The organism is Exiguobacterium sp. s163 (genome assembly GCF_018617135.1).
In the GTDB taxonomy this organism is placed as follows: Bacteria; Bacillota; Bacilli; order Exiguobacteriales; family Exiguobacteriaceae; genus Exiguobacterium; species Exiguobacterium profundum.
Map to the genome: position 1 here is coordinate 89,284 of NZ_JACSJN010000001.1, position 20,860 is coordinate 110,143.

Here is a 20,860-nt window from a genome sequence, read left to right on the forward strand (position 1 = left end):
GCTCCCCATCGGATTATCTTGATTCAAACGATGTCATCCGAATCGAATGGAATAACTTTCCGTTATTCCGCGATTCTGCCGCGAGCAAGATTCGTTCATGCGCATCGACATAATATGTGACAGTCTCTTTATTTTCTTCTTCACTAAAAATCGATGGATAGTTTTCAATCCACTCTTCCGGAACGGTCTCAGCCGATTCTGATTTCACATACGCTTGCGCGGTACGTCCGACCAAATCGGTTTCGCCTTCACTTGAACCAAGCGTCCCGTCATCGAGCCATTTACGAATCTGTTCGTTCGTTGCACGTGACAAGAATGGATGAGGTGCGACTGCTCCGGAGTTCGTCTCCTGTCGAAGAACTTCTTCTCCGTCCGGATTGAACTCTAAGTAGGTCTCTCCATCCCATTCTGCTTTCGCGCCAACATTTGGACCCGTCACGACTTCAGATACAAAATGTCCGTCCTCATCATATGTGACAAGGTACTCTCGTTCTTCGAGCTCTTCGCCTTCTTTTGGAAGTTTGCGTTCTTGATATCCGATCACGACATTCGAGTAGAATGGTTCGACTTTCTCTTCCTCTTCCCCGCTCAAATCCATGAGCACATAGAAGTTATAAGCGAGTAATGCCCCGACAATGAGGATGCCGGCCAATATCACCCAGCTCAACCTTTTTTTTATCTGTTGTTTCATAGCCTATCCTCCTCGTTTCTTCACTTACTATCCTACACTAGCGAGAAGGACAAGCAAAATATTTTTGACCGAAAAAGGGCCTCATCTGAGACCCTTTCGAATTAACCTAGTTTATCTTCATCTTTCTTTTGCATCTCTAGCCATTTATCTCGTTCATCCGGTTCGTCGGTAAGATCCTTGAATAAGGCAATCATCATAAAGATGAGCACGAAGATGAATGGGAAGGCTGCGAGAATCGCAACAGCTTGTAGAGCATCTAATCCACCAGCGTACAACAATACGGCTGCGATTGATGATTGGATGATTCCCCAAGTCATTTTAATCCCCATCGGCGGGATGAGCTTCCCGTTCGATGTAAGCATACCGAGGACGTATGTCGCAGAGTCGGCCGATGTAATAAAGAATGTCGAAATCAAGAAGATGGCGATTACACTGAGTAGCGTCCCAAAACCACCGAACGTTTCAAACAGTGCGAACAGCCCGACCTCAGTACCGATTTCGTTTACTTGATCAATTAAGCTATATCCTCCGAACAAATCAGCCCAGATGGCCGAACCGCCGAAGACGGAGAACCATAATAATCCGAATGATGTCGGGACAAGTAAGATTCCGATGATAAATTCCCGAATCGTACGCCCTTTCGATACACGTGCGATAAACGTTCCGACGAATGGTGACCAAGAAATCCACCAAGCCCAGTAGAAGATAGTCCAACCGTTCACCCATTCACGTTCAACGGGTTCAAATGCGGCTGTACGGAAACTCATGCTCGGGAGCTGCTGCAAATAAGTTCCGACCGTTTGTGTGAACAAGTCGAAAATGAAAGCTGTCGGTCCCGCAAACATCGTCGCTACAAGTAGGACAATTGCCAAGAAAATATTCGTATTACTTAAAATTCGAATTCCTTTGTCAAGACCTGTCGAAGCACTGATCATGTAGAGCACCGTTACGACGGCAATGATGATCAACTGTGTCACGAAAGCGTTCGGTACCCCAGGGATGAGGTAATGAAGGCCACCGGCAATTTGTTGAGCACCAAAACCAAGTGAAGTCGCTACCCCGAATGCCGTCGCAATGACCGCAAGGATATCGACCGTTTGCTTCACGGGTTGTTCGTAGCGGTTATGGACGAGCGAACCGATCGTCTCCCCAATCGTCGCGGGACGACCTTTTCTAAACGTCGAATATGCGATGGCGAGCGCAATCATTGCGTAAATCGCCCATGGATGGAAGCCCCAATGGAAAAATGCATAACGCATAGCAGTCCGTGCATCTCCTTCAGGTGTAGGTGAAGCGAATGGTGGTGAGTGGAAGTGGAGCAACGGTTCAGCCGCTCCCCAGAAGATGAGTCCAATTCCCATCCCGGCACTGAATAACATGGCAAACCATGATAAATAACTAAATTCTGGACGATCTGTATCCTTTCCAAGTCGAATCGAACCATATCTTGAAAAGATTAAAAAGATGGCAACCAGTAAAAACCCGGTGGCGCTCAAGAGATAGAACCAACCCATCCCGTTTGAGAGCCAGCCTTGTAACGTACTCGTCACGTTTAATAGACTGGCATTACCTAATAAACTCTCGGGGAAAAGTCCCCAAATCGTAAATAAGCCAGTTATGATTGCAGATACGACGAATACGGTCGTCACACGGCTTTTTCGTTCCATAAAATCACTCCTATTTAATTTTCTATTTTCATATACGTTTTCCACCCTAACATACTTTTGAAACAAGTCACAACCCTATGTGTACATAAATGTATTGTTTACCGTCCAATAGATAGGTGTCTTGTCATCAAGTTGTTTCTTTGGGCTCCAGTGAAACAATCAATGTTTCATCGACCACATAGTAAGGTCTTTTTGGCAACGTTTTTAAATAACCCCCCTCTCGTAAACGGGTCAAATCGAGTTGAAGCGCGTTCTGAAATTTTTGTAACGGTAATTTCTTCTCCTGGTCCATATACAGATCGAGTGCCCGTTGCACTTGATCCATTTCATAAATGACGTCGCGTTCATCTTCCGGTACGATATGAAACGTCTCTTTTGACATGAAGAAACGTTGTTTCGGGATTCCCGAAAGGTGATGTTTCAAGCGTTTGGTGTCGATTTCTTGCGAGTCATCCAGTAGGACGGTGCGATTCACACCTTTTGGCAGTGTCTGTTCATATTCGTGAATCGCCTGACGCAATTCTGAAAGGGTGATATCAATTTCTCGATCCGGTTCCACCTCTTTTTGTTGCGTCAATCGTTTCCACCAACTCTTTCCGAGCTTCTCTTCTTTATCCATAAGCGCACCCCTCCCTGTCTTCCTGTTCCCGAATCTTTTAAAACTTTCACCTTAAAATTGCATATTCATGAAAAAAACCTTCCTTTTTTCAAAGGAAGGTCATGGACTAGCACTTATTTCAATTTGTTACGGAGAACCATTTGCAGGATTCCACCGTGACGGTAGTAATCAATTTCAACTTCAGAGTCGAAACGAGCGATGACTTTGAACTCTGTCACCGTTCCGTTTTCATGTGTCGCTTTTGCGTTCAAGATATCGCGCGGACGTACAGACTCATCGACTTGAATATCAATTGCTTCTTCACCAGTCAATCCGAGTGATTCAGCCGATTCACCGTCTAAGAACTGAAGCGGGAGCACACCCATCATGACAAGGTTCGAACGGTGAATCCGCTCGAAACTTTGTGCGATGACCGCACGGATTCCAAGAAGATTCGTCCCTTTCGCTGCCCAGTCACGAGATGATCCCATTCCGTAATCATTTCCTGCAAGGACAACAAGACCTGTTCCCTGTTCCTTGTACTTCATAGCCGCATCATACATTGGCATGATTTCACCAGTTGGCCAGTACGTCGTAAAGCCACCTTCAGTTCCTGGAGCAACTTGGTTGCGGATACGAATGTTTGCGAACGTACCACGCATCATGACTTCATGGTTACCACGGCGAGAACCATATGAGTTGAAGTCGATTGGCTCTACCCCTTTAGAAAGGAGGTATTGACCGGCTGGTGTCGTCTTCGAGAATGATCCAGCTGGCGAGATGTGGTCGGTCGTAACCGAATCCGCAAACTTCCCGATGACACGTAAGCCATTCAATGCATGAACCTCGCCCGCTTCTGGTTCGAGTTGTTCGAAGAACGGTGGGTTTTGGATGTATGTCGACTCATCTGAGAAGTCATACAAGTTTCCTTCCGGAACATCGAGTGCGTTCCAACGCTCGTTACCAGTGAAGACCGTTTCGTACTCTTTACGGAATGCTTCTGGTGATACGACGTCTTGGACAACCATTTTGATTTCATCGTTTGATGGCCAGATGTCTTTGAAGTATACTTCATTTCCATCTTTGTCTGTACCGAACGAATCATTCATGATGTCGAAGTTGACTGACCCTGCAAGAGCGTAAGCGACGACGAGCGGTGGTGATGCCAAGAAGTTTGCCTTCACGAGCGGGTGAACGCGCCCTTCAAAGTTACGGTTACCAGAGAGGACTGACGACACGAGCAAGTCGTTTTCTGTGATCGTATCTTCGACTTCACGGTCAAGCGGACCAGAGTTTCCGATACATGTCGTACAGCCGTATCCGACCGTGTTGAAGCCAAGTTCGTCCAAGTAAGAAGTCAAACCAGCCTTATCCAAGTAGTCCGTTACGACTTTCGAACCTGGTGCGAGTGATGTCTTCACGTATTTCGGAACGGTTAAGCCACGTTCAACGGCTTTCTTCGCAACGAGTCCAGCACCGACCATGACGTATGGGTTCGACGTGTTCGTACAGCTTGTGATGGCTGCAATCGCAACATCTCCCGTACTCATGTCGACTGCGCCGTCCTCGTACTTGACTGTCGCCGTTTTGTCGAGTTCAGAACGGTCAAGTCCGAAGCCACTGTTTCCTGCAGGAGCACTCAAGCTATCGATGAACGATGTTTGAACGTCTGAGAGGTTGATTCGGTCTTGTGGACGTTTCGGACCCGCAAGTGAAGGCTGGACTTTCGACAAGTCGAGTGTCAACACTTTTGTGAACGTTGGATCAGCTTGATCTGGTGAATAGAAGAGATCATTCGCTTTAGAGTATTCTTCGACGAGTGAAATCAACTCTTCAGAGCGACCAGTCGTACGCATGTAGTTCAATGTTTCCGTATCGACCGGGAAGAATCCACATGTCGCACCATATTCAGGCGCCATGTTTGCAATCGTCGCACGGTCTGAAAGTGGCATCGTGTGGAGCGACGGTCCGAAGAATTCAACGAATTTCCCGACAACTTTTTCATGACGGAGCATCTCTGTCACGACGAGCGCCACATCTGTCGCTGTCACACCAGGGTTTACTTCACCGATGATTTTGACACCGACGACGTCTGGCACTGGGAAGTATGATGGTTGACCGAGCATGCTTGCTTCCGCCTCGATTCCGCCGACACCCCAGCCAAGAACACCGAGTCCGTTGATCATCGTTGTGTGCGAATCCGTTCCGACGAGTGAATCTGGATAAGCAACTGTACCTTCTGCATCATTCTTCTCGAGGACGACAGATGCCAAGTACTCCAAGTTTACTTGGTGAACAATCCCCGTTGCAGGTGGTACGGCACGATAGTTGTCAAATGCCGTCTGAGCCCAACGTAAGAACTTATAACGTTCTTCGTTACGTTCAAATTCGATGTCCATGTTTTTCATCAATGCGCCAGCGAAACCATATGCGTCTACTTGAACTGAGTGGTCGACGACGAGATCGACAGGAATTTCTGGGTTGATTTTGTTTGGGTCTCCACCGAGGTCTGCCATCGCTTTACGAAGTGAAGCAAGGTCTACGACCGTCGGTACACCCGTGAAGTCTTGAAGTACGACACGTGCCGGTTTGAACGGTACGTCAATGTCTTTCGAGACGTCGGCAGTGCCCCATTTTGCCAAGTTCTCGACATGTTCTTTCGTGATGGCACGCCCGTCTTGTTGACGGAGAACCGATTCAAGAAGAACGCGAATCGAATACGGAAGACGGCTGATGTCCGTCAATCCTTCTTCTTCCAATTTTTTCAAACGATAAAAATCATACGATTGCCCGTTCGCTTCGAACTTTGTCCGAGATGCGAAGGCGTCTAAAACATTCGTCTGTTCCATTGCAATTTCCCCCTTTTTGAAAGCGCCGACCACACGACAATGCGTAATCGCTTACTTTTCACATATTTATCATAATACAAGTATAGCGTGACGTAAAATACATTCCGTCACAAATTAGTCATAAGTAAAACTTATCAAAACTAAAATGACTTAATTCACAACAAAAAAACACCTCAGAAACGAGGTGTTTACATCTTATTCTTCCGTACCGATCTCTTCGTTGACGTCAAGTGCCTCAACAAGCGTCAAGTCATCTGCGTGACGCTCAGCGAACCGTTCATATGTGAACTCGTTCGCGAACAGGAAGACCGGACGTTCCCAACGGTCTGTAACGAGCATGTTCCGTGAATCTTGGAACGGTTTCAATGCCTTCAACTCTTTATCTTTGACCCAACGAGCAACGCTATATGAGACTGGTTCCATTCGAATATCGACGCCATATTCATTGTTTAAACGATATTCGAATACCTCGAATTGAAGTTGTCCGACCGCGCCGAGATAAATCTCGTTATATTCGTTGCGATACACTTGAATCGCCCCTTCTTGCGCAAGCTGTTCTACCCCTTTGTGGAAGTGTTTCGACTTGAGCGAGTTGACCGGCGAAACGCGCATGAACAATTCCGGTGGGAAAGTTGGCAGCGCCTCAAACGCAATCTTCTGCTTCGATGTGGTGATGGTATCTCCAATTTGATACGTCCCAGAATCATAGATCCCGATGACATCACCAGCAAACGCTTGGTCGACTGTTTCTCGATCGTTCGCCATCAATTGTGTCGATTGGCTCAATTTTATCTTTTTCCCAGTACGAGTGAGCGTCACATCCATCCCACGCTCAAACACACCTGAACAGATGCGTACAAAGGCGATGCGATCGCGGTGTGCCGGATTCATGTTCGCCTGAATCTTGAAGACGAATCCACTGAAGTCTTCTGATGTCGGATTGATTGGACCGACGTTCGACTTACGTGCCTCAGGAGCCGGAGACATCTCTAAATAGTGATTCAAGAACGCAGTCACCCCAAAGTCGACGAGCGCTGTTCCGAAAAATACCGGTGTCAATTTACCGCTCTGGATCGCATCGACATTAATCTCGTTCCCCGCTCCATCGAGAAGGTCGATTTCATCGCGGAGGTTCATCAAGTTCTCTTCCGACAAATGATCGGCGAGAATCGGATCGTTCACTCCGTCCTCACCCAGTTGAAGTGTCGACTTCTCCCCACGGAACAAGTGGACCTCATTTTTCATTCGGTCGTAGACACCTTCAAACTGCATTCCACTTCCGATTGGCCATGTAATCGCGACAGAAGGCATGCCTAACACTTCTTCGAGCTCTTCCATCAATTCAAGCGGATCTTTTGCCTGACGATCCAACTTGTTCATAAATGTGAAGATTGGAATCCCACGCATCCGACAAACTTGGAATAGTTTTTTCGTCTGTGTTTCAATCCCTTTCGCAGCATCAATGACCATGACCGCGCTATCGACTGATGTCAACACGCGATACGTGTCTTCACCGAAGTCGTTGTGTCCTGGTGTATCCATGATCGATACAACCTTTTCTTGATAGATGAATTGCATGACAGACGATGTGACCGAGATCCCACGTTGTTTCTCGATTTCCATCCAGTCAGATTTTGCGTGTTTTGAGTTTTTGCGCGCCTTGACCGTACCTGCCTCGCGAATCGCACCACCGTGCAAAAGTAATTTTTCTGTTAATGTTGTTTTCCCCGCATCCGGGTGAGAGATAATGCCGAATATCCGACGTCTCTCGACTTCCTGTTTCAATTGGCTCATATAGGATAGACCTTTCCTTTCTCGTCTCAGTTCATGCTTATTCTCGTAGCAACGCTATCTATTCTAACGAAATCAATTCGGTTCGTCTATCCTAATGGGACGTACGCCTTTTGCAAATGGATTCTTTTTTGTATACTAACGATGAAAGCAAGTGAATGTATAGAACGGGGGAAAGACGATGCCAGAAAACTTGATGATGTATTTCATTGTATTCTGGGGATTCGTCATGATTGGACTCATGACGATTGGCGGGTACTTCATGTTTCGTAAGTTTTTAAAACGAATGCCAAAAGAAGATGGACGTTCCCTACTTGACATCGAAGATGATTATATAGAAAGAACGCGTCATCTCTGGACTCCGGAGACGCGGACGCTATTAGATCGTCTCGTCACACCGGTACCCGAGTTGTTCCGCGACGTGGCGATCCGAAAAATCGCAGGTAAAATCGGTCAATTCGCGCTTGAATCGCGTGCAAAAAAAATGACGACCGAACTTGTGGTAAAGGGTTACATCGCCGCAACACCGAAGCGCGATCACAAGTTCTTAAAGAAAGCGCTAACCGAAGAACAGATTGATTGGACGCCATACGAACACTATTTTCAGCAGTAGACTCTATCTCATTCAGATAGAGTTTTTTATTTGTCGAATTGTGCGATTCGCCTAATGGGTCAAAAGTACCTTTTCTCGAGCTTTATATTACATCGAAATAACGTTCACGAATTAGACAATATTGAAAACGCTTACAGTAAATTGGTATGACCAATATTAATATAACGTCTTTCATTTCGACACGAAAAAAAGGAATGACTGAATTGTTTTTCACAACGCATAATGGATTTATCTTACAGTCAAGGAGGGTCTATTATGCATGATGTAACACAAGTTTCACAAACAACAAGCCATCAATCTGCCCACATGATTACCGAACATGAGACATTTCATCGGTTAATGCAGGAAAAAAATCGCTTCATCGTTCCAGCTATCATCTTCTCACTCATCTTTTATTTCACACTCCCGATTCTGACGAGCTATACGACGATCTTGAATACACCACTCATCGGGGACATCACTTGGGCTTGGGCGTTCGCCTTTTCCCAGTTCATTATGACTTGGACACTTTGTGTACTTTATAGTCGACGTGCCCGTCGCTTTGACGCACTCGTCGAACAATTGAAAGACGAGGTGAGATCATGAATTGGACCGCGATCGCCCTCTTTATCGCCATTGTCGGACTCACGCTAGTGATTACATACTTTGCAGCAAGAAAAACAAAAACTGCCAGCGATTTTTATACGGCAGATGGTGGATTGACCGGATTTCAAAACGGTCTTGCCATTGCAGGCGACTATATGTCTGCCGCATCGTTTCTCGGAATTGCAGGTATGATCGCGCTTGCGGGATTCGATGGGTTTTTCTATTCAATCGGTTTCCTCGTTGCCTATCTCGTTGTCCTCTATCTCGTCGCCGAACCATTGCGAAATCTTGGGAAATATACGATGGCAGACATGATTGCGGCACGTTTTAACAAGCCTCGCGTACGTGGTGTCGCAGCGATGAATGCGATTGTCATCTCCATTTTTTACATGATTGCGCAACTCGTCGGAGCGGGTGCTTTGATTGAACTGTTACTCGGAATCCCTTATACGACAAGTGTCGTCGTCGTCGGAATCTTAATGACAGTCTACGTCGTTTTCGGTGGCATGACGGCCACTTCTTGGGTACAAATCACGAAAGCCGTACTTCTGATGATTGGGACGGCAATCATTTCATTTCTCGTGTTCGCTCGTTTTGATTTCTCCGTCACGACGATGTTTAATGAAGTCAGTAAAGCGACCCCACTCGGAAGTGACTTCTTGAACCCTGGGAACAAGTTCAAGCTACCGCTCGATACCATTTCATTAAACATGGCGCTCGTGCTCGGTACGGCAGGGCTCCCTCATATTCTGATTCGCTTCTTCACCGTCAAAGATGCACCGACTGCTCGGCAATCCGTCGTCTATGCGACATGGATCATCGGTGCATTTTATATCTTGACCATTTTCCTAGGTTTCGGTGCCGCAGCATTCGTCGGACGTGATGCCATTCTCGCCGCAAACCCTGCCGGCAACATGGCGGCCCCTCTTCTCGCGCAAGTGCTCGGTGGTGACCTCTTGTTCGCTTTCGTTGCCGCAATCGCGTTCGCGACAATTCTTGCCGTTGTCGCTGGACTCGTACTGTCAGCTGCTTCCGCCTTCGCCCATGACTTCTACGGACATATCATTCGTAAAGGGGAAGCGACAGAAACTGAACAAGTGAAAGCCGCGCGAATCGCTTCAGTTGCGGTCGCCCTCGTCTCAATGGGACTAGCTTTTTTCGCCCAGTCGATGAACGTTGCGTTTCTTGTCTCGCTCGCCTTCGCCGTTGCGGCGAGTGCGAACTTACCTGTGATTCTCTTTACGATTTTCTGGAGACGCTTTAATACAGGTGGCGCCATTTGGGGAATGGTAGTCGGTTTGTTCTCCTCACTGATTCTAGTCGCACTCAGCCCGAACCTTTGGGCTCCGGACGGTTCGGCCATCTTTGTCGGTGAAGCCCTATTCCCACTATCCAATCCCGGGATTGTATCAATCCCCCTCGGTTTCATCGCTGCCGTGATTGGTACACTGGTCACGAAATCAGATGAAGCAGCAGGAAACTATGAACGCGTCCTCGTCAAGGCGAACACTGGAATCGACGCGGAGACCGAAGTCGCCGCTACGAAAGCAGACTAAATAAAAAATGGAGTGGCTCAACGCCACTCCATTTTTACGTGATTGCGATTCGTTTATATTTTTGATACATGGCGATTCGCCACGGGACAATCATCCCCCAAGCAATCAAATAAAACAATCCGCCGGTCGAGAAGATATCGACCTCATGACCGACCCAAACCTTCATTGCTGTACGGATGGCAAGGAGTGCGAACACGACCACGAAAAATGCTTTCGATCGTGAGAGATACACTTCGCCGTCCCGTTTTTCAAAGTTTGATGTCTTAATCAAAAACAGACTGAAGATGAGCCCGACCGCAAGGGCCTCAGCCACTTCGACCCATGATAAGCGAAACGCGGGAATCAAAAACTGAATCATCCCGGTCGTCATCGCAAGTGGTGGGATTAAAATTTTCTTCGCATTCGTCGGCTTTGCCGATGCTTTTACACGAACAAAGCTCGCTACGATACCCATTAACAACGCGACGAGAGTCGACCCCCATAACATTGACATCTCGGTCAACCCCTTAAAATCCGGTGAATCCGACAAGCTCGCTCATCCATGCAGCGAACCGATTCATTCCGTCAAAATATAATAGTACGCCGAACACCATCATCAAATAGCCTCCGACTTTTGCCACTTTTGCACTGTTGCGTGCTAAGTACTTGATCTTGCCAACGAATGCGACCATCACCAAAAATGGAATTGCAAATCCGATGACATACGCCAACATATAGCCGAGCCCTTGACTCGGGTTCGTGGCGGCTAGTGCGATCACACCAGCTAAAATCGGACCTGTGCACGGTGTCCAACCGGCCGCAAATCCAATACCAATTAATACGGTACCAAAATAACCGCTCTTTCGTTCGCCGATATCCATTTTCTTTTCACGCATCATAAATTGCGGTTGCCATAAGCCCGCCAAAAAGACGCCGAACACGAAAATCAAAATGGCGCCGAACATGCGTAGACTGTCCTTGTATTGGATGAAGACGTCTGCGATCAACGAAGTCGACAACCCTAGCACGAGAAAGACAATCGAAAAACCGAATAAGAACGAAAATGTGTGGAACCAAGCTGTACGCTGTTTTAATCCTTCATTTTTTAACTCAGATACGGAAACCCCAGTGATATACGAGAGAAAGACCGGATACAACGGGAGCGTACATGGTGACAAGAACGATAAGACGCCCGCCCCAAATGCGAGCCATAATGTGACTTCCATGACGATTTCCACCTTTCACGACCATTATAGCGAAATCCTATTTAAATTGCTCGAATCTTTTCTTTCAAACCTCAACATCATTTTGTAATTTTTGAAATGGAAATGAAACTTGTCATCTGTAAACGGAGGTGCTAAGATTTGGATATTCCAGTTCACAAAATTCTAATTTACATGATGGGGGAACGAACGTGGCAGTCACCGCAGCAGATACACTACACCAGGCCATTGAACAAAAACGTGATGAACTGTATAAAATCGCGTCAAAGCATTCTTGGACCTCACCTGAAGTCATTTCAGTAAGCCAAGAACTTGACTCTCTAATCACTCGTCATGTCCTATCAAAGCATAATAAAGAGAAACTTCATTCTTGAAACTTGACGGCTCGTCACCTAGTGTGACGAGCTTTTTCCATGGAAAAAAGGACACCTGAATAGGTATCCTTTCCAAATCAAGACATCAGACGTTGTCCGGATTGCAATTCATACATCTTTTTGTACAGTCCGTCTTGTTTCAATAACTGTTGATGGTTGCCGCGTTCCACGATTTCACCGCGATGCAAGACTAATATCAAATCTGCATCTTGAATCGTCGACAGGCGGTGAGCGATTGCAATCGTCGTCCGACCCCGACGCATCCGATCGAGCGCAGTCTGTACACGCTCTTCTGTTTCGGTATCGATGGAGCTTGTCGCTTCATCGAGAATAAGCACCTTTGGATTACGTGCGACCGTACGGGCAAAAGCGAGCAATTGACGCTCCCCGCTTGAGAACGTCGCTCCACGCTCTCCGACGACATGGCCATAGCCAGCATCCAACTTTTCAATGAACGTATGCGCTTGGACGAATTCAGCAGCTTCACGCGCGCGCTCAGAATCGATGTCCGGATTGAACAGCTTCAAATTCTCTTCAATTGTTCCGGTGAATAAGAATGGGTCTTGTAGGACAAGCCCGACCTGATGACGAAGCTCTTGCTCCTCGAACTGTTCGAGCGGTTGCCCGTCAATCGTGATGCGACCAGATTCATATGGGTAAAAACGGGTCAACAAATTGATGATTGAACTTTTACCACTCCCAGTATGACCAACGAGCGCTACCGTCTCACCAGGTTTCGCCACGAACGAAATTTGTTTCAACACGTCAACTTCTCCGTCGTAACTGAACGTCACGTCTTCGAACCGAACTTCCCCATCAGTGATCCGCGCTTCACCAGGCATCCGTTTACCTGGAGCCGGTTCATCCGTATCTAAAATTTTGAAGACACGATCCGCCGATACGACGGCTTGTTGAAATTCGCTCAATCGTTGCATGATATCGAGTACAGGACGGAAAATACGTTCAATATAGCTGATGAAAGCATACACGACCCCTACCTGAACCTGTTCACTCATGGAGAGCACCCCATAATAGCCGAGCAGACCGATGATGGAGAAGGCAAGAAGGAGTTCGATGATTGGGCGTAGCAACATGCTATCGAGTTTTAAGTTCCGATATCGTGCCTCCTGATGCGCTTCGTTCGTCTCTTCGAACTGACGGATGAGACGCTCTTCTTGACGAAATTGTTGAATGATGCCCATCCCGTTGATGGATTCGTTCAACTGGGCGTTGAGTTGTGACAACAAATCCCGGACTTGTGCGAAATATTTCGTCGAGAAACGACGATACGCCCAAATGATGAGCCAAAAGAGAGGCAACAAGATGAGCCCCATCGTCGCGAGCGGCGGCTCTAAAATGTAGAGGAAAATATACGTCCCGATCAACTGAACAGCGGACTGAACGAACGTACTCATCACTCCGACATAGAGCTCTTTCACCGCCTCCGTATCGTTCGTAATACGCGATACAAGGACGCCCGCTGGTGTACGGTCAAAATAAGCGAGCCGCATCCCCATGACGTGGCGGAAAATATCCATCCGAATATTTTGAACAATCTTCAGCGCAATCTTTTGAAACGAAATCGATTGTAGATAATCAAACACGATTGCAGATACGTGAAGAACCATATAGACGGCGAAGAGAGCGATGACCCAGTTCGTTGGATAGACACCCGGTGTGACGAATTCATCGATGAACACTTTGATTAGAAACGGCCCTGCCAACTTTGCACCTGTCGCAATCAAGAGAAATACGAAGGCGACACTGAGCGGTTTACCATACCGTTTCGCGTAACTGAGCAGTCGCTTGATGACTTGCCATTCTTGGACATCATGTTTCATCGTGTCCACCCCCTTCTACAATCGCTTCAAGTTGCTGACGATCATATGTCTCTCGATACCAGCCTGTCTCCTGAAGCAATGCCTCATGACGACCTCGCTGAATGATATTTCCGTCCTCAATCACGAGAATCTCGTCAGCATGTTCCACGGCGGAAAGTCGATGGGCGACGATGACGCGCGCCTGGTCCGGATTGCCGACTCGAAAATGCTCGATAATCGACTCTTCCGTTTTCGCATCGACCGCAGATAACGCATCATCTAATATCAAGACGTCAGCCGCTGTCATGAGCGCCCGTGCGATGGAAATCCGCTGTTTCTGGCCACCTGATAATGTGACCCCGCGTTCACCGACGAGTGTCGCATAGCCTTCCGGAAGACGGACGATATCTTCATGCACCTCAGCGACCTTAGCCGCTTCGATGATTTCTTCCATGCTCGCATCGGGTCTTCCGAACGCGATATTGTTCGCAATCGAATCCGAGAACAAGAAGTGATCTTGCGGCACGACCGCAATCTTATCCATCAGAAGTGACTTTTTCACTTGGCGGATGTTGATCCCGCCGATTTTAATCTTTCCATCTTTCACGTCATACTCACGTGTCAACAGACGGACAATCGTTGTCTTCCCTGCACCTGTTCTGCCGACAATCCCGATGGTTTTTCCACGCTCAATCCGAAAATGAACATTGTGGAGCACAACGGTCTCGTCATAGGCGAAGTTTCGAATATCAACTTCCACCTCTGAATGAGAGAGCGTCGTCGCAGCCATGCGGTCGTCTTGAATCTCAGGTTTGACGGCGAGCATCCGCTCAATCCGGTCGTAAGACGCACGTCCACGCTCCACGATGTTGAACAACCATCCAAAGGCTAACATTGGCCATGTCAACAGTGCCAAATAAGCTGTGAAGCTGACGATCTGTCCAATCGTCAATTCTCCTTGTTCAATCAAGACGGCTCCATACCCGACCGAAAGGATATAAGACAATCCGACAATTCCGAAGATGGTCGGGTCGTATAAGGCATCAATCTTCGCGACTCGTACGTTTTTGGCCATGACTTCACTCGATAAATTCTCAAACGATTCCACGTCCCGACCGACTTCCCCCGTCGATTTTAAGACACGGACGCCACTGACACTTTCTTGCACTTTGTCATTCAATTCTGAAAATGCCGCTTGGGCGACCCCGAATCGGCTATGTAACATCTTTCCATATCGCGTCGTCAAAGCGACCATGATTGGTAACGGTAGTAAGGCAACGAGCGTCAATTTCCAACTGATTGTTGTAATCATCGTGATGATGACGAACGTCCCAAGTGTCACGCTATCGACGAGTGTTAAAATCCCCGCACCGGCCGTCATCGATACGGCTTGTACATCATTTGTCGCATGGGCCATCAAATCACCGACCCGTGACTTTTTATAAAATCGCTGATCAAGATCTGTGAAATGCCGATATAGTTGGCTACGAAGCATTCTTCCTAGACGAATCGATGCGCCGAAGATAAAATAGCGCCAAAAGAAGCGGGCGATATAGTTTCCAATTCCAACAGCGGCAAGTCCCCCTAATAATAGCCAGAGTGTGTCGGACGAAAGCGAACCACGGTTGATCTCATCGACAATCCGTCCGATGATGCGTGGTGGAATCAGTTCTAGACCAGCCACGAAGATCAGTAAGACGATGCCGAGCGCGTACGTCTTCCACTCAAGACGCAAAAACCAAGATAATTGTTTGAATACACGAATGTGAAACGCCCCCCTTTGTCTTTAGATGAAGATTATTTATTAATCGTAGCGAAAGTCTGTTCGATTGTCTAACAAAAAGAGGAAACAAAAAAGCACTTCGGGAACCGAAGTGCTTTCGTGATTGATTATGATTTCTTTTCGTTTTTCATCTGCACGTTCATGGCGCGCATCACTTGGTTGACTTTCTTCTGTGATGGCTTTTGACCCATCTGCATCATCAACGTACGAATCATATCTTCATTGATTGGCGGGTTCTGTTCAAGGTAGTTCATCATGTATTTACGCGCGATAAAGAATCCAATCGCGATACCCCCGATGAGTGCTGCCACGACAAGAAGAATCCAGAATAATGTACTCAAGGCTTTACCTCCTCTACCATATGAAACATCGTTTTTTACTATACACTAAATTGAACAACTTCGCTAGTCGTCCAGAAAAAAAGTGACGGCCAAACAATTGGCCGTCACAACAATCTAACTTGAGATTAAAGTGATTTTACTGCATTGACGACGTTGTCGACTGACATGCCGTACTCTTTCATGAGGAGGTCACCAGGTGCAGATGCTCCGAACTTGTCGATTCCGAGCACTTTACCACCGAATCCTACATATTTGTACCATCCAAGTGTCGCACCCGCTTCAAGTGATACACGTTTCGTGACTGAAGATGGAAGAACAGATTCTTTGTACTCTGCAGATTGCGCTTCGAAGAGTTCCCATGATGGCATCGAGACGACTGCCGCTTTCACACCTTCTGACGCGAGCTGTTCACGCGCTTCAACGAGAACGTGTACTTCAGAACCTGTACCGAGCAAGAGAACGTCTGCATCTTTCGATTCACCTGCAACGACGTAAGCTCCTTTTGCTGCCGTTTCAATAGATGTACCTTCGAGTTCTGGTAACGCTTGACGAGTCAAGACGAGAAGTGAAGGAGTCGTTTTCGATGTCACTGCTTGTTTCCAAGCTGCAATCGTTTCTTTGCCGTCAGCAGGACGAAGAACAGAGAGGTTCGGCATCGCGCGGAAGCTCATCAAATGTTCGACCGGCTCGTGCGTTGGGCCATCTTCACCGACTGCGATTGAGTCGTGCGTCAAGATAAACGTCGATGGAAGTCCCATAAGTGCTGCGAGACGGACTGCAGGACGGAGGTAATCCGAGAAGACGAAGAACGTCGCACCGTAAGGAAGGACACCACCGTGAAGGGCCATACCGTTCACAGCTGCAGCCATCGCGAACTCACGAACACCGAACCAGATGTTACGGCCAGCTGGATCTTCATCGAAGTCTGCCGCACCTTTGATCATCGAGTTGTTCGATCCGGCAAGGTCAGCCGACCCACCGAAGAGTGTCGGTACTGCTTTTGCGATTGCGTTTAACACTTCACCGCTCGTTTGACGTGTTGCTTTTTTCGAACCGATTTCGAATGTCGGCAACTCGCTATCCCAACCTTCAGGAAGCTCATTGTTCATCGCACGCTCGAACTGTGCTCCGAGCTCAGGGTGTGCCGCTTTATACGCTTCAACGAGTTCGTTCCAGTCTGACTCATATTTCGCACCAGGCTCGACAACTTTCTCGTTGAATAAGTCATATACTTCGTTTGGAACGTAGAATGACTCGCCTTCCCATTTGTAGAACTGTTTCGTCAATTCGATTTCAGCGTCTCCAAGTGGCGCACCGTGTGATGCCGATTTACCCGACTTGTTCGGTGAACCGAATCCGATGACCGTTTTGACTTCGATCAATGTCGGCTTCGACGTCTCTGCTTTCGCAGCATCAATCGCTTTTGCGATTGAATCGATGTCCGTTCCGTCTTCGACACGAATAACTTGCCATCCGTAAGCGTTGAATCGGTCTTCTACGCTTTCAGAGAATGACTTATGAAGGTCGCCATCGAGAGAGATGTCGTTTGAATCGTAAAGAACGACGAGTTTACCAAGTTTCAAGTGACCTGCAAGAGAAGCCGCCTCAGCAGATACACCTTCCATCAAGTCTCCATCACCGCAAATGCCGAACGTGTAGTGGTCAACGACGTTGAACTCGTCGCGGTTGTAAGTCGCTTCTAAGTGTTTCTCTGCCATGGCCATCCCGACAGCCATCGCAATCCCTTGTCCAAGTGGGCCCGTTGTCGCATCTACCCCAGCCGTGTGGCGGTACTCAGGGTGACCAGGTGTTTTCGAGTCCATTTGACGGAATGATTTCAAATCGTCCATCGACAAATCATAGCCAGACAAGTGAAGGAGCGAATACAAGAGCATCGATCCATGACCCGCTGAAAGCACGAAACGGTCACGGTTGAACCAGTTCGGGTTTTTCGGGTTGTGACGCATTTTATCTGTCCAAAGTGTAAACGCCATTGGGGCAGCGCCCATCGGCATCCCTGGGTGACCAGAGTTCGCTTTTTGGACCGCATCAATTGAGAGCGTCCGAATCGAGTTAATCGCTAATAATTCTTTAGTAGTTGTTTCCACTAATTTCATCCTCTCTGTGTTAAGAAGGTTTTCTACCCGTCATATTTTATCACACTCAATCGTGTGTCACAACTAATTAATTAGTATAACACATTTGATGAAATCGTTTCCTTCTATTGCATGAAATAATGTGTAATCCGTTCGTCTGATGCGTGTTCGTGTATAACAAAAATGCACATCCTATACGAAATAGGATGTGCATTCGGGATCACTCACCGCGATAACGTTTTTGGTCTTCTTTCAACTTCTCTGGGGTAACGTCGTTCCCATCTGGGTCGACGACTTTCATCCCCATCATTTGTGATTTGAACGATTGACGAAACGCCTTCAAATATTCTTGACGCAAGTCTTGTTGCTCGTTCATTTCGTCTTGAGACAGTCCTTCTGTCTTCGCTTTGTTGGCGAGGAAATTGATTCGCTCCAATTGTCCTGGTGCTAACATCTGACTCGCCCCCTCTCTAGTGAATTTGTTCTTATACTTTACAAAATCAAAGAGGAAGAATCAAGTTTCAGCTACTGACTGGTGCTCGAGATAACGTCGATTGACGGTCGCTTTCGAGACTTCATAACCAAATCCTCGAAGGGTCGCCGCAATCTCAGCAAACGTCAAGCCACGCTCGCGTAATTGAATAATCTCTTCAATCGGCACTTCGATTCGATGTCGCCCGCCTTGATCGTTATTTTGAATATTGCGCTGTGGGTTAAATCCGTTGGCGACGGCACGGCGCATCCCACGAGAAATTTTAGCGTTATGAATCTTACGCTGATACTCTTCGACAACACTGACAATCTCCAATACCATCTTCTCGGCATCGGAAACGACATAGTCCGACGTCGACTGCATCGTCAGCAATCGCACGTCATGCTTCATTAGAGTATGCAAGATCGCAATCTTGGCATTCCCTCGTCCTAAACGACTGTCATCCGTGACGAGAACAGCATCGAGCTGAGAAGTGGATACATGGTCAAGTAAATCAAGTAGCCCTTGCCGATTGACTTCATAACCGCTCTCTTGCTCTGTGATGACATCTATGACGTCGGCCCCTAATCCCGAAGCCAGCTGCTGTAATTCTTCGACTTGCCGACTGAGTGATGTCTCTTGGGTAGACTTGTTCGTCGATACCCGGCAATAGATGACGACTCGCATCGCACCACTCCCTTTCATTGCATTCATTTGTTACGATACACAGTTCAAGAATAGTTCGCAATGAAGAACAATCACTCAGCGGCATACCATTTCATTTTTCGTTCGTTATGCTCTTCACGCTCTGCCATGATCTGTGCTTCGAGCGATTCCGCTTCGACGTACGCGACCTCTTGTTCAATCGTCCGCTCTGACGTGACGACCGGATCGACAACTTTTGGTTCCCCTCGCATTTCACCAGCCAAATAAAAAGCGAACATCCCGACCAAGAGCATCCCGACTAAAATGATTCCGTTGAGTGTGTCTTTCATGATTGAATTGCCTCCCGTATAAGAATATATGTTCGTTAGAACGTTTGTTCGTTTATCTGTTCTCATCATAAAACAAGAACCCGTGTTCGGTCAACACAAAAAAACGAACGAATGTTTGTACGCTCATGTGTTCTTGTGTTACACTAGACACATAAAGAATAGGATGCGATTGCAGGTTATTCGATTATATCGAGGTGAACATAATGAAAAAAATGTCAGCGCGACAACAACAGATTCTTGATTTCATCAAAGACGAAGTACGGGCTAAAGGTTATCCGCCTTCTGTTCGTGAAATTGGAGAAGCCGTCGGTTTAGCATCTAGTTCGACCGTACACGGTCATCTAGATCGTTTAGAGAAACGCGGATTGATTCGTCGAGATAAGACGAAGCCTCGCGCGATTGAAATTTTGACTGACGATATGCCGACAATAGAAGAGCAGGAGTCCGTCATGTACGTACCGGTCATCGGGAAGGTCACTGCCGGGACGCCGATCACCGCCATCGAGAACGTGGAAGAACACTTCCCGCTCCCGGCACATATCGTCGGGTCAGATAATGTATACATGTTGTCTGTCTCTGGGGATTCGATGATCAACGCAGGCATCTTGGACGGGGACCGGGTGCTCGTGCGCCAACAGAGCACGGCCGACAATGGAGAGATTGTCGTCGCCATGACGGAAGAAGGCGAAGCGACCGTGAAGCGGATTTACAAGGAAGCTTCAAAGGTCCGCCTTCAACCGGAGAACGACGAGTTAGAAGCGATGTATTTTGACAACGTCTCGATTTTAGGAAAGGTTATCGGTGTATACCGTACGATTCATTAATGGCTAGTGGCAAGACCCATACCCGAACGAATCTCGTGGCAACCGGAGCACTCGCGGTTGCCACGCCTTTTCTTGAGATCGATGTTCCATTCTCTTTGATCATCGGCGCCATTATCGGTACACTTTGGCTCTCCCCGGACCTCGATTTAAAATCAGACGCCTATTATCGATGGGGACCACTCAAATTGATCTGGCTCCCTTACGTAAAGCTTATGCCGCACCGTTCGCTCTTCTCGCACCTACCTGCTTTGAGTGATGTGATTCGGATTGCATATATCGGGTTCCCGCTCGTGCTGATCTTGCCCTTCACGGCATACGAAGAGGCAATCCGCTCATGGGTGGACATTCATGGCATGTCTTTCTTTTTAGGGCTCGTGTTTGCGACGACACTGCATACGACGCTCGACTATACTTCAACGTTTTTCAAAAAAGCGTTTTAACCAACAAAGGACCACCTTCGTGAAGTACAGAAGGTGGTCCTTTGTTTTAATTGGAATGATAACGTGTTATAGGGTATCCATTTTATGAATGAAATGCTTAAACTAATACGACCCGATCTTTCCTGCACGCAAATTATCGAGATGAGTTGGAAGAAATCCGATA

At 47.3% G+C, this 20,860-nt stretch carries 20 protein-coding genes; 6 read left to right on the forward strand and 14 right to left on the reverse strand.

Going from position 1 to position 20,860, the window contains the following annotated elements; genetic code table 11:
- Positions 1 to 13 precede the first annotated feature (13 nt).
- The 5 genes from KNO71_RS00480 to KNO71_RS00500 form a co-directional block, all read right to left on the reverse strand.
- Complete coding sequence (locus tag KNO71_RS00480; RefSeq protein ID WP_078147019.1) at positions 14 to 691, reverse strand: hypothetical protein; 678 nt, start codon at positions 689 to 691, stop codon at positions 14 to 16.
- 101 nt (positions 692 to 792) lie between these two features.
- Positions 793 to 2,358: a BCCT family transporter gene (locus KNO71_RS00485; RefSeq protein WP_214684117.1), complete on the reverse strand. Its 1,566-nt coding sequence runs from the start codon at positions 2,356 to 2,358 to the stop codon at positions 793 to 795.
- Between the two features lie 127 nt (positions 2,359 to 2,485).
- Positions 2,486 to 2,977 (reverse strand): DUF3939 domain-containing protein, encoded by a 492-nt coding sequence (locus KNO71_RS00490; protein ID WP_159562396.1) that lies wholly within the window; start codon positions 2,975 to 2,977, stop codon positions 2,486 to 2,488.
- Between the two features lie 113 nt (positions 2,978 to 3,090).
- Positions 3,091 to 5,805 carry an aconitate hydratase AcnA gene (gene acnA / locus KNO71_RS00495; RefSeq protein ID WP_214686887.1) on the reverse strand — a complete coding sequence of 905 codons (2,715 nt, stop codon included), beginning with the start codon at positions 5,803 to 5,805 and terminating at the stop codon, positions 3,091 to 3,093.
- Positions 5,806 to 6,000: 195 nt separating this feature from the next.
- Positions 6,001 to 7,599, reverse strand: a complete 1,599-nt coding sequence (locus KNO71_RS00500; protein ID WP_214686888.1) for a peptide chain release factor 3 — start codon at positions 7,597 to 7,599, stop codon at positions 6,001 to 6,003.
- 178 nt (positions 7,600 to 7,777) lie between these two features.
- Between KNO71_RS00500 and KNO71_RS00505 the strand changes: the two genes are divergently transcribed.
- The 3 genes from KNO71_RS00505 to KNO71_RS00515 all read left to right on the forward strand — a co-directional run bounded on the left by KNO71_RS00505 (position 7,778) and on the right by KNO71_RS00515 (position 10,350).
- Positions 7,778 to 8,209, forward strand: a complete 432-nt coding sequence (locus KNO71_RS00505) for a DUF2621 domain-containing protein (RefSeq protein ID WP_031423504.1) — start codon at positions 7,778 to 7,780, stop codon at positions 8,207 to 8,209.
- Positions 8,210 to 8,515: 306 nt separating this feature from the next.
- Positions 8,516 to 8,794: a DUF485 domain-containing protein gene (locus KNO71_RS00510; protein ID WP_240499876.1), complete on the forward strand. Its 279-nt coding sequence runs from the start codon at positions 8,516 to 8,518 to the stop codon at positions 8,792 to 8,794.
- Complete coding sequence (locus KNO71_RS00515; protein WP_012726448.1) at positions 8,791 to 10,350, forward strand: solute symporter family protein; 1,560 nt, start codon at positions 8,791 to 8,793, stop codon at positions 10,348 to 10,350. The genes KNO71_RS00510 and KNO71_RS00515 overlap by 4 nt, the downstream gene beginning before the upstream one ends.
- A 34-nt stretch (positions 10,351 to 10,384) precedes the next feature.
- On the opposite strand, the gene KNO71_RS00520 is transcribed toward KNO71_RS00515, so the two are convergent.
- Together KNO71_RS00520 and KNO71_RS00525 are read right to left on the reverse strand one after the other, a co-directional pair.
- On the reverse strand, positions 10,385 to 10,837 hold the full coding sequence (locus KNO71_RS00520) for a CcdC family protein (protein ID WP_078147931.1): 453 nt from the start codon (positions 10,835 to 10,837) through the stop codon (positions 10,385 to 10,387).
- 19 nt (positions 10,838 to 10,856) lie between these two features.
- Entirely contained in the window at positions 10,857 to 11,555 is a 699-nt protein-coding gene (locus tag KNO71_RS00525) for a cytochrome c biogenesis CcdA family protein (protein ID WP_078147025.1), read from the reverse strand.
- A 188-nt stretch (positions 11,556 to 11,743) separates the two neighbouring features.
- On the opposite strand from KNO71_RS00525, the gene KNO71_RS00530 reads away from it, so the two are divergent.
- A complete protein-coding gene (locus tag KNO71_RS00530; RefSeq protein WP_078147026.1) occupies positions 11,744 to 11,926 on the forward strand; it encodes an aspartyl-phosphate phosphatase Spo0E family protein in 183 nt (60 codons plus the stop codon).
- Between the two features lie 77 nt (positions 11,927 to 12,003).
- Here the strand turns inward: KNO71_RS00530 and KNO71_RS00535 are convergent, their stop codons facing one another.
- The 7 genes from KNO71_RS00535 to KNO71_RS00565 all read right to left on the reverse strand — a co-directional run bounded on the left by KNO71_RS00535 (position 12,004) and on the right by KNO71_RS00565 (position 19,433).
- A complete protein-coding gene (locus tag KNO71_RS00535) occupies positions 12,004 to 13,767 on the reverse strand; it encodes an ABC transporter ATP-binding protein (protein WP_214684116.1) in 1,764 nt (587 codons plus the stop codon).
- The gene (locus KNO71_RS00540) at positions 13,757 to 15,511 is read right to left on the reverse strand and encodes an ABC transporter transmembrane domain-containing protein (protein WP_041917900.1); all 1,755 of its coding nucleotides are present in this window, start codon (positions 15,509 to 15,511) and stop codon (positions 13,757 to 13,759) included. The genes KNO71_RS00535 and KNO71_RS00540 overlap by 11 nt, the downstream gene beginning before the upstream one ends.
- Positions 15,512 to 15,636: 125 nt before the next feature.
- Complete coding sequence (locus KNO71_RS00545) at positions 15,637 to 15,870, reverse strand: YneF family protein (protein WP_012726454.1); 234 nt, start codon at positions 15,868 to 15,870, stop codon at positions 15,637 to 15,639.
- 125 nt (positions 15,871 to 15,995) lie between these two features.
- Entirely contained in the window at positions 15,996 to 17,987 is a 1,992-nt protein-coding gene (gene tkt, locus KNO71_RS00550) for a transketolase (RefSeq protein ID WP_041917901.1), read from the reverse strand.
- A gap of 199 nt (positions 17,988 to 18,186) precedes the next feature.
- Positions 18,187 to 18,420 carry a DUF896 domain-containing protein gene (locus KNO71_RS00555; protein ID WP_078147028.1) on the reverse strand — a complete coding sequence of 78 codons (234 nt, stop codon included), beginning with the start codon at positions 18,418 to 18,420 and terminating at the stop codon, positions 18,187 to 18,189.
- A gap of 60 nt (positions 18,421 to 18,480) precedes the next feature.
- Entirely contained in the window at positions 18,481 to 19,125 is a 645-nt protein-coding gene (locus tag KNO71_RS00560; RefSeq protein WP_012726457.1) for a YneB family resolvase-like protein, read from the reverse strand.
- A gap of 71 nt (positions 19,126 to 19,196) precedes the next feature.
- On the reverse strand, positions 19,197 to 19,433 hold the full coding sequence (locus KNO71_RS00565) for a hypothetical protein (protein WP_012726458.1): 237 nt from the start codon (positions 19,431 to 19,433) through the stop codon (positions 19,197 to 19,199).
- Positions 19,434 to 19,636: 203 nt separating this feature from the next.
- Here KNO71_RS00565 and lexA point away from each other — a divergent pair, with 203 nt between their 5' ends.
- Together lexA and KNO71_RS00575 are read left to right on the forward strand one after the other, a co-directional pair.
- Positions 19,637 to 20,257, forward strand: a complete 621-nt coding sequence (gene lexA / locus KNO71_RS00570) for a transcriptional repressor LexA (protein ID WP_078147029.1) — start codon at positions 19,637 to 19,639, stop codon at positions 20,255 to 20,257.
- Positions 20,257 to 20,697 carry a metal-binding protein gene (locus tag KNO71_RS00575; protein WP_078147030.1) on the forward strand — a complete coding sequence of 147 codons (441 nt, stop codon included), beginning with the start codon at positions 20,257 to 20,259 and terminating at the stop codon, positions 20,695 to 20,697. The genes lexA and KNO71_RS00575 overlap by 1 nt, the downstream gene beginning before the upstream one ends.
- Positions 20,698 to 20,860: the final 163 nt, after the last annotated feature.

Coding starts and splice junctions, on each gene's coding strand:
- KNO71_RS00480 (WP_078147019.1), bottom strand. CDS start 691: ATGAAACAACAGATAAAAAAAAGGTTGAGCTGGGTGATATTGGCCGGC.
- KNO71_RS00485 (WP_214684117.1), bottom strand. CDS start 2,358: ATGGAACGAAAAAGCCGTGTGACGACCGTATTCGTCGTATCTGCAATC.
- KNO71_RS00490 (WP_159562396.1), bottom strand. CDS start 2,977: ATGGATAAAGAAGAGAAGCTCGGAAAGAGTTGGTGGAAACGATTGACG.
- acnA (WP_214686887.1), bottom strand. CDS start 5,805: ATGGAACAGACGAATGTTTTAGACGCCTTCGCATCTCGGACAAAGTTC.
- KNO71_RS00500 (WP_214686888.1), bottom strand. CDS start 7,599: ATGAGCCAATTGAAACAGGAAGTCGAGAGACGTCGGATATTCGGCATT.
- KNO71_RS00505 (WP_031423504.1), top strand. CDS start 7,778: ATGCCAGAAAACTTGATGATGTATTTCATTGTATTCTGGGGATTCGTC.
- KNO71_RS00510 (WP_240499876.1), top strand. CDS start 8,516: ATGATTACCGAACATGAGACATTTCATCGGTTAATGCAGGAAAAAAAT.
- KNO71_RS00515 (WP_012726448.1), top strand. CDS start 8,791: ATGAATTGGACCGCGATCGCCCTCTTTATCGCCATTGTCGGACTCACG.
- KNO71_RS00520 (WP_078147931.1), bottom strand. CDS start 10,837: ATGTTATGGGGGTCGACTCTCGTCGCGTTGTTAATGGGTATCGTAGCG.
- KNO71_RS00525 (WP_078147025.1), bottom strand. CDS start 11,555: ATGGAAGTCACATTATGGCTCGCATTTGGGGCGGGCGTCTTATCGTTC.
- KNO71_RS00535 (WP_214684116.1), bottom strand. CDS start 13,767: ATGAAACATGATGTCCAAGAATGGCAAGTCATCAAGCGACTGCTCAGT.
- tkt (WP_041917901.1), bottom strand. CDS start 17,987: ATGAAATTAGTGGAAACAACTACTAAAGAATTATTAGCGATTAACTCG.
- KNO71_RS00555 (WP_078147028.1), bottom strand. CDS start 18,420: ATGTTAGCACCAGGACAATTGGAGCGAATCAATTTCCTCGCCAACAAA.
- KNO71_RS00560 (WP_012726457.1), bottom strand. CDS start 19,125: ATGCGAGTCGTCATCTATTGCCGGGTATCGACGAACAAGTCTACCCAA.
- KNO71_RS00565 (WP_012726458.1), bottom strand. CDS start 19,433: ATGAAAGACACACTCAACGGAATCATTTTAGTCGGGATGCTCTTGGTC.
- lexA (WP_078147029.1), top strand. CDS start 19,637: ATGAAAAAAATGTCAGCGCGACAACAACAGATTCTTGATTTCATCAAA.
- KNO71_RS00575 (WP_078147030.1), top strand. CDS start 20,257: ATGGCTAGTGGCAAGACCCATACCCGAACGAATCTCGTGGCAACCGGA.